Below are 10,228 nucleotides of genomic sequence, written 5' to 3' on the forward strand. Positions count from 1 at the left end.
ACAACCACCCACCATCAGCAAACGCCCGCTCCGCGGTGACGCCCCATCACTTCCCTCACAAGAGCTGAACGGGCGTCACGGGGAACCTGCAGGAGGTGATGGCGGATCCATGCAGAACTGGCAGGACCTGATAGCGCATCCGTGGGGAAGCGGCAGGAGGTGATGGCGCGTCCGTGGGGAAGCGGCAGGACCTGATGGCGGGTTGTCCGGGCAGCCGGCCGGAGGCCTATATCGTGGAGCCATGACGTTTGACGAGGTGCTGGACGATCTGCAGACCGAGGCCAGGACCACCAAGCACGCCGAAACGGGGCTTTGGGTTGCCGCGCAGCTCCGCAGCCGCATCGAGGCAGGACAGCTGAAGCCAGGAACCAAGCTCGCCGAGGAAGCACTCCGCGAGGCCCTGGGGGTTTCCCGCAACACCCTCCGGGAGGCGTTTACCGCCCTGCACGCCGAACACATCGTCACGCGCATCCCCAACCGCGGTGTCTTCGTGGCCCGTCCGACAGCAGAGGACATCCGAGAGATCTACCGGGTCCGCAGGTTCCTGGAGCCCGCCTCTGTGCTCTGGTCCGGGCAGGCTCCGGTGGGGCCCCTCAAGGAGATCGTCGGCCGCGCCCGTGCCGCAGCTGCGAAAGGGGACATCCCTGCCATGGCGGGTGCCAACCAGGACTTTCACCGCGCACTGGTCAACCGTGCCGGCAGTGAGCGCCTGAACGGACTGATGGACCAGGTGCTGGCGGAGATGCGCCTGGTGTTCCACTCCATGGCTGCCGACCCCGCCTTCCATGAGCCCTACGTGGAGGACAACGCCCGGATCGTGGAACTCCTGGAAGCCGGGGATCCGGCCGCGGCAGCGAACTTCCTTGCCGGCTACCTGAACCGCGCCGAAGCGCAGCTGCTCGCCGCCGTCGACCGTTAATGATCACGCGCGCGCCGGCAGTCACAATTGGTTGCCTGGGCCCGGGCGGGCATGCGCGCCGCCCCGCGCGTTAGTCTTGCTTCACCACGCCTCAGTGCGTGACCTGGGAGCAGCGGGCAGGGTTGTAATGAGCTGGCCATCCGCCCGCGACCCAAGGAAACCCAATGCACCACAACCAGGACAACCACCGCCAGGAGCCACGGCAATGGTAGGGCCCGCCGCTATCCTGCGGCCACGAAGGAAACGGGTCCGGCATCCCCGCCTGGCAGTGGGGGACAGCGTCCGGTACACCGAAGGAACCCTCGCCGGCACCGGGGTTGTGGACGCCATTACGGCCGACTATTCCATCATCTGGGTGTGGACTGATGACGGCCACGGCCGCCGCATGTTCCTTCAGGGCTATGGAAGCATTGTCTCTGCCCTTGAAAAGGAATGCCCGGTGCAGGAGGTGACTGCGTAGCCGGCCGCCGCTAGGCCCTACGCACTGTGTTTGTCCAGCTCCGCAGCCCGCCGTCGCCGCCGCTCGTCGGCCTGGCCAATCCCGTCCCGTACCGCGGCGCGCACCACGGCGTAGAGGATGTAGAAGAAGACGGCGACGAAGACGGCATACAGGACAAGTCCAGTGAAACTACCCATTGCTGCTGTCCTCCCCGGGCCAGTACTGCTGGGCGCCGGAAGCGGCATCCCGCAGCCGGCCGCCGTCGAGCGTGATGGACGTTTCCCCAAGCCCGAACTCCGTCCATTGCGCAAACAACCGGAGGTCGCCGGCAGGCGGAAGCGGCCACAGCCACAAGTTGCCGGTGCCGGCGAGCTCGTCATCGCCGCCGCTGCCGCCGCCGTTGTTCAGGGCAAGGGTTGGAGGCGCGGGCTGCCCATCGGTGCCCATGAGCCCGTACGGCACCTGATGGCCGGAACTGGCCTTCGAACCGTCGGGAAGCTGGACGCCGAACATCAGCGCGGACTGGGCAGCCCTGCCCTGGTGCATACCCATGGGCCGGAAGAACAGGCCGCGCCTCTCGTCCCAGGCCTCCTCGTCCTCGTCGCCCCGGCGGAAGACCCACGACAGGTTGAAGGACACTCCCGCGGAGAACACCTCGGCACTTCGGAGCGCCACGACCGCGTCCCGGCTGCGGTGCAGGAAGGTGCCGAGGTGCACAACGGCCGGCAGTTCATAGGCAGGCGGGCCGGCCCACGGCGGCGGAGTGTGCCGGACGGCACGGGGCCGGGGCGGCAGGGGAGGAACGGGAAAATCCTGGAAGAAGGCCACGGGGGTCCTTTGCGTTCGCCGGCGACCGACCAGCGGAAACGGCAGCAAACACCGCCCTGGATCCCCCAATCCGTCCTTACCCGGCCAGTCTAGCCCGTCACTGCCTGGACGGTTCCGGGAGCAGTCCGAGCTGTCCCAGGAGTTCCAGCTGGTCGAAGTAGGCCCGGTACGAGGTGATCACACCTTCCTCGACCGCGGCCACGTCGCAGCTCCTGACCCGGACGGGCCGGCCGGTGGGCGGCAGTGACCCGCCGGTGGGCAGGCTCAGCGTGCCGGTGTTGGTGCCCGTCACGAAGCCCTCGTCGATGGCCACGTTCCCGGCCTCATGCTGGTCTGCGAGCTCGTACCGGACGTCCGGCATGGCCTCCCAGAAATGGAAGAAGTAGTCGGCGATTGCCGCGCGTCCGGTGATCCCGCCCCGGTCCGGCGTGTGAAGCACCGCGTCGGCGGCGTAGCAGCCGGCCAGCGCCTCCTTGTCCTTGGCCTCCATGGCCGCCATCAGCCGGTCCATCACATCGCGTGCTTGTCCCATTGCAACCTCCTTTGATCCGGGGAGCCGGGCTCGGTCCGGCGTCCATAGAGGAAAAGTACGACGGCGGCACGCGCCGATGCGATCCCCTCGCCGGGGGTTTCGGGGTGCTTCGGAGACCCCCAAATTAGGGGATTGCCCCGCCGCCGTCCGGGACGATACTTGAGGTATGTGGGAGGAGCGCGCGGAGCGTGCCCGACGGGACATCGCAGCCCTGGCCGCCGACGGCCTGGGCCTGGCAGACCTCTACACCTCGGCCCTCGCCGTCGTGCAGCGGGAGGTGCCGTTCGAGCAGGGGTGCTGGGCCGCCGTCGACCCCGAATCAATGGCGATGACCTCCATCACCAACTGGCAGCCCTGGCCGGTGGGCAAGGACCAGTACGAGGAGTACAGCCTCCGTTTTGCCCAGGCCGAATACGCCGGACAGGAACCGAACACTTTCGCCGAGCTGCTGCGCCGCCCGCATGCCATCGCCAGGATGTCGGACGCGCCGCACCGGGAGGTGGTCCGCAGCGTCCGCATCAACGACCTGCTCAAGCCACAGGGCCTGGAACATGAGTTGCGGGCGGCGTTCCGCGTGGACGACGCGTGCTGGGGAGTGGGAAGCATCTTCCGTGGCGGCGGCCGTGACTTTAGCGACCGCGAGCTGGAATTCCTGGACGCGGTAACCGCCACCCTTGCGGCAGCCACCAGGGTTGCCGTCCGTGTGGCGAACCCGGTGCGGCAGGCCGCCGTCGGGCCCGTCATTGTCCTTGCCGGGCTGCACGGCGAGCTGCGCGCGGCCACGTCCGCCGCCGCCACCTGGCTGGCCGATGTGGAGGAAGCCGCCCCCGGCAGGTTCAGTATGACGCTCTATTCGCTCGTGGCGCAGGCGCATGCCGCTGCCTCCGGGACGGCACGGGCCAGGATGCGCGATGCCAGGGACAACTGGGTGGTGCTGCAGGCCAGCAGGCTGATCACCGGGGACGACCCCGAGCAGATGGTGGTCACGGTGGAACCCGCCACCACCCATGAACTCGCCAGCCTGCTGCTGATGGCCTACGGCGTCACGGCACGCGAGCGGGACGTCTGCCTGGAGGTGCTGTCCGGAAATCCGACGGCGGACATCGCCCGGCACCTGTTCATCTCTCCGCACACGGTGCATGACCACCTGAAGTCTGTCTTCGAGAAAGTCGGCGTTGGGAGCCGGGGGGAGTTGGTGGCCCGGCTCGTGGCCTGAAGCGCGGGGAGGTTCCCATGCATGCCTTGGCGACATCGGTGCGCAGGCACCCGCTGCCGTGGTACTACGCCGTGACCTTCCTCCTGTCCTGGAGTGCCATCGTCCTGGCCGTGTGGGCGGTCACCGGCGGCCTCTCACCCACTCCGGAACAGTTCCAGCTCACCATGCCCGCCACCGTGCCGGCCATGCTGCTGGGTCCAGCGGTGGCCAGCCTCGTCCTGACGGGAATCGTGTCGGGACGGGAAGGGTACCGGGACCTCTGGGCCAGGCTGGCGAAGTGGCGGGTCGACGGCCGCTGGTACCTCTTCGCCCTGCTGGTGGCCCCGGTAACGTTGGCCGCCCCCGTGCTCGTGCTGTGGATTTCTTCCCTGAACTATGCGCCGCGGATTGCCTCGGAGCCGGACAGGGCCGGGACGCTCGTCATGGGAGCTGTGCTGGGCCTGGTGGTCGGGCCTCTCGAGGAGATCGGCTGGACCGGGTTCGCCGTTCCGCGGGCAAGGCAGCACTTCAGCGTTCTCTGGACCGGGCTCCTGGTGGGGGTGCTGTGGGGCGGGTGGCACTTCTTCGTGAACTACTGGGGCGGTGGCGGAACGAACGGCGGTGTGCCGCTGGCGGTCTTCATGTCACTGTGGATTGCCGCGGTACTCGTCGGCCAGCTCACGGCCTACCGGGTGCTGATGGTCTGGGTCTACGACCATACGGGCAGTGTGCTCGTGGTGGCGCTGATGCACGCGAGTCTGGCGGCCTTCCAGTATATCCTCAACCCGACGACGCCTGGAGTTCCCCAGCAGGTCTACCCGTGGGGGCAGGCGGCCACGATGTGGCTGCTGGTTGCCGCGGTGGCACTGACAAGCCGGGGCGAGATGACCGGCCCGCGGCGTTTCCGGCCCATCCACATCCGGATACCGCACAGGTCACCGCGCCGGCGAAGGTAGCCTAGGCGCTCCGGCGCGCGGTCGCCGGAAGATGCTGCGCGGGATCGAACGGGTCGAAGGCCGAAGCGCCGATCACGAAGATGCCGCGCTGGGGAATCCAGAAATCGCCCAGCCGGGTCTGGGCGGGCAGGGGCTGCGGGGTGCCGAGGTCCTCGCCGGCAAGGGCCGCCGAGCTGCGGGAGATGAACCACATACGGCGGGGTTTGGCCCGGAATCCCTGCTTGTTGGGCACGCTGCCCGCCAGGCCCAGTTTTCCGGCGCCGAGCATGGGCCCGGCGGCGGCACTCATGGCCTTGAGGAACGGTGTGTTCGAGAGGAGCGGGTGGGGCAGCGCGGTCATGACGGCGCTCATGGAACTGGTGACGGGAGTGGCCGCCAGTTCCACCGTCCAGGTCAGGTCCACGTCGCGGCCGATCGTCACGGTGAAGGCGTTGTCCGCCGTCCAGCTGACGTGGACGCCGCACTGGACGGCGTCGTCCAGGGCCGCGCCGAAATAGCGGGCGCAGGAAACCTCGGGAGGGGCGTCGGCGTAGATGGTCCACCGTCCCGTTGGGCGGCGCAGCCAGACGGAGCTGTAACCCGGCCCGACGCTGGTCACGGGGAAGCGCCGCATGGCCAGGACGTGGCCGGAGCTGAAGGGCAGGCCCATGACGCCGTACCCGGAGAACCGTTCGTCGCCGCCCGGAGTGAGCCTGGCGTTCTGTTCCGCGTCGAGGGCCTGCGCCCGGATGCTCTTCATGGCTTCCCGCCTCCGTGTGGATGGTGGGCTGAGTTTACGCCCGGCCCCCGGTGCCGACAACGGATGAGGTCGGCTACCGCCCGGACTCCGGCGGCCGCCGGTGCCTGTGGTGGAGCTCGTAGTGGTCGAAGACATCGGAGGACGATTCCCCCACGTGGCCGAACTTTCCGCGGAGGACGTCGGCCAGGTCATCCAAGGCCGCGAAGAGCATCCGGCCGGCAAACCGAAGTTCGGCGTTGTCACTGGCCTGGGCCTCGGAGGCCAGCCGGTGGGCGTACGCGATGGTCGCCGGCAGGGAACCCCGCTGCTCCACCTCATGGAAGTAGTAGGTTTCGTGGAATGACACCAGGTCGATGCTCACGGACGCCACGTTCTCGGCCATCGATTCCAGCAGCCCCGCAGCGTGCCGCGCGTCCAGGGAGGCGATGCCGGACGGGCCCGCCGCTTCCCGGAACAGGTTCAGCCGGTGGGCAAGGGCCCGGCGCCGGCTCAGCGCCGGGTAGGTCTGCAGGATCCAGGAGACCGTGGCTGTCAGCAGGCCGAAACCGGCCACGGCCTGGAACGCCATCACCAGCCGGAGCAGCGGGTGCGTGGCGACGATTTCGCCAAAGCCGGCGGTGGAGAGTGCCACCAGCGAGATGTAGAGCGCTTCCGGAAAGTCTGCCTGCGGTGCGACATCGGGGGAGTAGGAAAAGCCGTCCGGCAGGTGCGGAAGGTACAGCAGCGCCCAGCCCACCGCCGCCAGGGCAGCCCACGCGGCGATCACCGCGGCCATGGCCAGCGGCGCGGCGATGGAGGAGGCCCCGCCCCGGAGTTTCCTGGACAGCAGCCAGAACCCGCGCATGATGGTGCGCCCCACCGGCCCCGACCCGTGCGGATACAGCAGGGTATGGAAGACGTCGGCCACCATCAGAAGAATCAGCGCGGCGCCCGTGGCAGTCAGGAGCGCGTCCTCGAAGTCCATGCCTCACATCCTAAGTGCGCCGGTTCCGGGCACGTGGAGCGCACGACGGCGGCACTGGGCTTGGGCACGAAGCCTGGTCAGAGTGCCCGGGCGAGTGAGCGGCCCACCGTGAGGCCGGTGAAGATACAGCCACCCAGGAAGGTGCCCTCCAGCGCGTTGTAGCCGTGCGCCCCGCCGCCGCCGAACCCGGCAGCCTCCCCCGCCGCGTAAAGGCCGGGAATGGGGGAGCCGTCCTGTGCGAGTGCCTGTCCGGACAGGTTCGTCTGAATCCCGCCGAGCGTCTTCCGGGTGACCACGTGCAGCTGCACGGCGATCAGCGGGCCGGCCTTCGGGTCCAGGATCCGGTGCGGTTTCACCGTCCTGAACAGCCGGTCACCCAGGAAACGGCGGCTGTTCCGGATGCCTGCCACCTGGGCGTCCTTGGAGTAGGGGTTCCGAACCTCGGCGTCGCGCTCCTCGATCTGCCGCAGGAGCTGCCCGTAGTCCAGCAGCGGCTGCTCCGTCAGCCCGTTCATCCCGCGGACCAGATCCGCCAGAGTGTCCGCCACCACGAAATCCGCGCCGTGCTCCTTGAATGCCTCGATGGGACCGGAGGCGCCGCGGCCCAGCCGGGTCCGGAGCAGCAGCTTGAGGTCCCGGCCGGTGATGTCCGGGTTCTGCTCGGAGCCGGAGAGCGCGAACTCCTTCTCAATGATCCGCTGGTTGAGGATGAACCAGGAATGGTCGTACTGCTGGGTATCGGGCGCGGTCCGCAGCAGCCGCAGGGTGCCGAGGGTGTCGTAGCCGGGCAGGCCGGGGGAGGGGAGCCGCCGGCCGAGGGCGTCGAACCAGAGCGGCGACGGCCCGGGCAGGATCCGGATGGCGTGGTCCGGCCAGATGGGATTCCAGTTCCGGATGCCCTCGGTGTAGTGCCACATCCGGTCGCGGTTCACCAGCCGGACCCCGGCATCATCGGCGATGTCCAGCATCCGCCCGTCCACGTGCGCCGGCACTCCGGTGACCATCGTCCGCGGCGGAGTCCCCAGCCGCGAGGGCCACCACCGCCGCACCTGCCCGTGGTTGCCGCCGATCCCGCCGGACGCGATCACCACCGCCTGCGCCCGCAGCTCGAACTCCGCCACAACGTCGCGGGTGGAGGACACTCCGCGCGGCGACGCGTCAGGTGCCAGCACCGAGCCGCGCACCCCGGTGACCGTGCCGCCGTCGTACGTTAGACCGTCCACCCGGTGCCGGAAGAAGAACTGGACGCTGCCTGCCGACTCAGCCTCCCGGGCACGCGCGGCGAAGGGCTCCGAAACCCCGGTGCCGGTGCCCCATGGGACATGGAAGCGGGGGACGGAGTTTCCATGGCCGCCGGCCCTGCCGTCGCCGCGCTCGGCCCAGCCCACCAGGGGCGTGAACCGGATGCCGTGCTCCCGCAGCCATGCGCGCTTCCCGCCGGCGGCGAACTCCACATACGCGCGGCCCCACTGCCGGGCCCACTCATCCTCGGGATGGGGGCCGGTGAGGCGGTCCCATTGCGCTGAGCCCTGCCAGTCCTGCCACGCCAGCTCGAAGGAATCCTTGACGCCCAGGCGCCGCTGCATCGGCGTGTCCACGAGGAACAGCCCGCCCAGGGACCAGAACGCCTGCCCGCCCAGGTTGGACTCGTTCTCCTGGTCCACGATGGCCACGCGCCTGCCGGCCCGGACCAGCTCGTTGCTGGCCACCAGCCCGGCCAGCCCGCCGCCAATGATGATGACGTCCGCGTCCATGCGGCACCTGCTTCCAGCTTTGCTACTGACGGGTACGGGTCCAACGTACAGCAGCGGAGCGTGCCGCTCACCGTAAATTCCCCGCCGCTCGGCGCGCCAATAGTACGTTTGCTGATGATCTACCGCACAATTGCCGAAGGCAACGGGCCCGGGTATGAGCCTTTAGCCTCTGGACACCGTCGTCTTCAACAGCAAGGGAATCAACATGGGCTTCCTGGACCGTGACCACTCCATCGCCCCGCCGGGCTTCAACCGCTGGCTGGTCCCGCCGGCTGCGCTCGCCGTCCATCTCTGCATCGGCCAGGCCTACGCCACCAGCGTCTACAAGACGGCGCTGGTCAAGCACTTCGGCGCCAGCCTGACCGAGATCGGCGTCATCTTCTCGATCGCGATCGTGATGCTGGGCCTGTCCGCGGCGGTCATGGGCACCTGGGTGGACCGGAACGGCCCCCGGAAGGCTATGTTCACCTCGGCAATGTTCTGGGTGGGTGGCTTCCTTATCGGTTCGCTGGGCATCTTCACGCGTCAGCTCTGGCTGGTCTACCTGGGCTATGGCGTGGTGGGCGGCATCGGCCTGGGCATTGGCTACATCTCGCCCGTGTCCACGCTGATCAAGTGGTTCCCGGACCGGCCCGGCCTGGCCACCGGAATGGCGATCATGGGCTTCGGTGGTGGTGCGCTGATCGCCAGCCCGGTATCGCAGGCCCTGCTCAAGGCGTACGATCCCAACTCCGGCGCCCAGGGCTGGGTGGCCAGCGGTGACGCCGTCGGCAAGCTCTTCCTGACCCTCGCCGCCATCTACCTCGTGTACATGCTCTTCGGCGCGTTCACCATCAAGGTGCCCGCGGACGGCTGGCGGCCCGCCGGGTTCGATCCGGCGAAGGTCAAGGCAGCCAAACTGGTGACCAGGGAGAACGTCTCCGCGAAGAACGCCATCAAGACCCGGCAGTTCTGGCTGGTGTGGGTGGCGCTGTTCTGCAACGTCACCGCGGGCATCGGCATCCTGGAGCAGGCCGCTCCCATGATCCAGGACTTCTTCCGGCAGGCCGACGGCAAGTCCCTGGTGAGCGCCGGGGTTGCCGCGGGCTTCGTTGGGTTGCTGTCCATCGGCAACATGGCAGGACGGTTCGCCTGGTCCGCCACCTCCGACGTCACCGGTCGCAAGCGCATCTACATGGTGTACCTGGGCGTCGGCGCGGTGCTCTACACCATCCTGGCCCTGGCCGGCTCCAGCACCACCATCCTGTACGTGGCGCTCGCGTTCGTCATCATCTCGTTCTACGGCGGCGGGTTCGCCACGGTCCCGGCGTACCTGCGCGACCTCTTCGGCACCTTCCAGGTGGGGGCCATCCACGGACGGCTGCTCACCGCCTGGTCCGCCGCCGGCGTGGCGGGGCCGCTGATCGTCAACGCGTTCCTGGACGCCCAGGGCAAGCCCGGCCAGCTGAACGCCGCGTCCTACCAGCCGGCGCTGCTGACCATGGTGGCGCTGCTCGTCATCGGCTTTGTGGCCAACCTGCTGGTCAAACCCGTTGATGCCCGATTCCACGAACCCCGCCCCGAGCGGCACGAACCAGCCATGGAGGCCTGAGATGAGCACTGTTCAAAACAACAATCACCAAACGCCCGTCAACCCCTCGGCCGGGAAGCTCGCCGTCGGCTGGGCCCTGGTGGGCGTGCCGCTGGCCTACGGTATCTACGAGACCCTGACCCGGGTGGCGGCGCTGTTCGGCTGACCTTTGCCCCGTGCCGAACTGGCCCAGTTTTGGGGTAGCGCTTGCCGGAATTTCCCCCGATTCCCGGCAGCCTCCCGTGAAAACTGGGCCAGTTTGGCGTCAGACGTCATCCACGCGGGGACTTTGGACCCTTCCCTGGCCTAGCCAGCAGGGACCAAGGTTGGGG

Annotated in this window: 12 protein-coding genes; 6 read left to right on the forward strand and 6 right to left on the reverse strand. The window is 68.5% G+C overall.

The annotated features are described in order from the left end of the window. Positions 1-241: 241 nt before the first annotated feature. Entirely contained in the window at positions 242-919 is a 678-nt protein-coding gene (locus AC3IMC_RS05645) for a GntR family transcriptional regulator (protein ID WP_490917420.1), read from the forward strand. Positions 920-1,124: 205 nt separating this feature from the next. Beyond that, the gene (locus AC3IMC_RS05650; RefSeq protein WP_490917421.1) at positions 1,125-1,379 is read left to right on the forward strand and encodes a hypothetical protein; all 255 of its coding nucleotides are present in this window, start codon (positions 1,125-1,127) and stop codon (positions 1,377-1,379) included. 17 nt (positions 1,380-1,396) lie between these two features. Here AC3IMC_RS05650 and AC3IMC_RS05655 read toward each other — a convergent pair whose 3' ends face one another. The 3 genes from AC3IMC_RS05655 to AC3IMC_RS05665 all read right to left on the reverse strand — a co-directional run bounded on the left by AC3IMC_RS05655 (position 1,397) and on the right by AC3IMC_RS05665 (position 2,718). Further along, complete coding sequence (locus AC3IMC_RS05655) at positions 1,397-1,555, reverse strand: hypothetical protein (protein ID WP_490917422.1); 159 nt, start codon at positions 1,553-1,555, stop codon at positions 1,397-1,399. Further along, the gene (locus AC3IMC_RS05660) at positions 1,548-2,186 is read right to left on the reverse strand and encodes a hypothetical protein (protein WP_490917423.1); all 639 of its coding nucleotides are present in this window, start codon (positions 2,184-2,186) and stop codon (positions 1,548-1,550) included. The genes AC3IMC_RS05655 and AC3IMC_RS05660 overlap by 8 nt, the downstream gene beginning before the upstream one ends. A gap of 97 nt (positions 2,187-2,283) precedes the next feature. Then, positions 2,284-2,718: a nuclear transport factor 2 family protein gene (locus tag AC3IMC_RS05665; RefSeq protein ID WP_490917424.1), complete on the reverse strand. Its 435-nt coding sequence runs from the start codon at positions 2,716-2,718 to the stop codon at positions 2,284-2,286. Positions 2,719-2,884: 166 nt separating this feature from the next. Between AC3IMC_RS05665 and AC3IMC_RS05670 the strand changes: the two genes are divergently transcribed. Together AC3IMC_RS05670 and AC3IMC_RS05675 are read left to right on the forward strand one after the other, a co-directional pair. After that, complete coding sequence (locus tag AC3IMC_RS05670; protein ID WP_490917425.1) at positions 2,885-3,934, forward strand: helix-turn-helix transcriptional regulator; 1,050 nt, start codon at positions 2,885-2,887, stop codon at positions 3,932-3,934. 17 nt (positions 3,935-3,951) lie between these two features. Continuing rightward, on the forward strand, positions 3,952-4,869 hold the full coding sequence (locus tag AC3IMC_RS05675; RefSeq protein WP_490917426.1) for a CPBP family intramembrane glutamic endopeptidase: 918 nt from the start codon (positions 3,952-3,954) through the stop codon (positions 4,867-4,869). 1 nt (position 4,870) lies between these two features. Here AC3IMC_RS05675 and AC3IMC_RS05680 read toward each other — a convergent pair whose 3' ends face one another. The 3 genes from AC3IMC_RS05680 to AC3IMC_RS05690 form a co-directional block, all read right to left on the reverse strand. Beyond that, the gene (locus tag AC3IMC_RS05680; RefSeq protein WP_490917427.1) at positions 4,871-5,608 is read right to left on the reverse strand and encodes a hypothetical protein; all 738 of its coding nucleotides are present in this window, start codon (positions 5,606-5,608) and stop codon (positions 4,871-4,873) included. A 73-nt stretch (positions 5,609-5,681) separates the two neighbouring features. Beyond that, complete coding sequence (locus AC3IMC_RS05685; protein WP_490917428.1) at positions 5,682-6,572, reverse strand: potassium channel family protein; 891 nt, start codon at positions 6,570-6,572, stop codon at positions 5,682-5,684. Positions 6,573-6,649: 77 nt separating this feature from the next. Next, positions 6,650-8,326 carry an FAD-binding dehydrogenase gene (locus AC3IMC_RS05690; RefSeq protein WP_490917429.1) on the reverse strand — a complete coding sequence of 559 codons (1,677 nt, stop codon included), beginning with the start codon at positions 8,324-8,326 and terminating at the stop codon, positions 6,650-6,652. 205 nt (positions 8,327-8,531) lie between these two features. On the opposite strand from AC3IMC_RS05690, the gene AC3IMC_RS05695 reads away from it, so the two are divergent. Beyond that, positions 8,532-9,917: an OFA family MFS transporter gene (locus AC3IMC_RS05695; RefSeq protein WP_490917430.1), complete on the forward strand. Its 1,386-nt coding sequence runs from the start codon at positions 8,532-8,534 to the stop codon at positions 9,915-9,917. Position 9,918: 1 nt separating this feature from the next. After that, the gene (locus AC3IMC_RS05700) at positions 9,919-10,062 is read left to right on the forward strand and encodes an MFS transporter small subunit (protein WP_490917431.1); all 144 of its coding nucleotides are present in this window, start codon (positions 9,919-9,921) and stop codon (positions 10,060-10,062) included. The last annotated feature ends 166 nt before the right edge of the window (positions 10,063-10,228 follow it).

The organism is Arthrobacter sp. E70, from assembly GCF_058266945.1.

Excerpts from the sequence above, each read along its gene's own strand:
- AC3IMC_RS05695 (WP_490917430.1), top strand. The coding sequence starts at position 8,532 with ATGGGCTTCCTGGACCGTGACCACTCCATCGCCCCGCCGGGCTTCAAC.
- AC3IMC_RS05655 (WP_490917422.1), bottom strand. The coding sequence starts at position 1,555 with ATGGGTAGTTTCACTGGACTTGTCCTGTATGCCGTCTTCGTCGCCGTC.
- AC3IMC_RS05650 (WP_490917421.1), top strand. The coding sequence starts at position 1,125 with ATGGTAGGGCCCGCCGCTATCCTGCGGCCACGAAGGAAACGGGTCCGG.
- AC3IMC_RS05675 (WP_490917426.1), top strand. The coding sequence starts at position 3,952 with ATGCATGCCTTGGCGACATCGGTGCGCAGGCACCCGCTGCCGTGGTAC.
- AC3IMC_RS05700 (WP_490917431.1), top strand. The coding sequence starts at position 9,919 with ATGAGCACTGTTCAAAACAACAATCACCAAACGCCCGTCAACCCCTCG.
- AC3IMC_RS05665 (WP_490917424.1), bottom strand. The coding sequence starts at position 2,718 with ATGGGACAAGCACGCGATGTGATGGACCGGCTGATGGCGGCCATGGAG.
- AC3IMC_RS05670 (WP_490917425.1), top strand. The coding sequence starts at position 2,885 with ATGTGGGAGGAGCGCGCGGAGCGTGCCCGACGGGACATCGCAGCCCTG.
- AC3IMC_RS05685 (WP_490917428.1), bottom strand. The coding sequence starts at position 6,572 with ATGGACTTCGAGGACGCGCTCCTGACTGCCACGGGCGCCGCGCTGATT.
- AC3IMC_RS05645 (WP_490917420.1), top strand. The coding sequence starts at position 242 with ATGACGTTTGACGAGGTGCTGGACGATCTGCAGACCGAGGCCAGGACC.
- AC3IMC_RS05680 (WP_490917427.1), bottom strand. The coding sequence starts at position 5,608 with ATGAAGAGCATCCGGGCGCAGGCCCTCGACGCGGAACAGAACGCCAGG.
- AC3IMC_RS05690 (WP_490917429.1), bottom strand. The coding sequence starts at position 8,326 with ATGGACGCGGACGTCATCATCATTGGCGGCGGGCTGGCCGGGCTGGTG.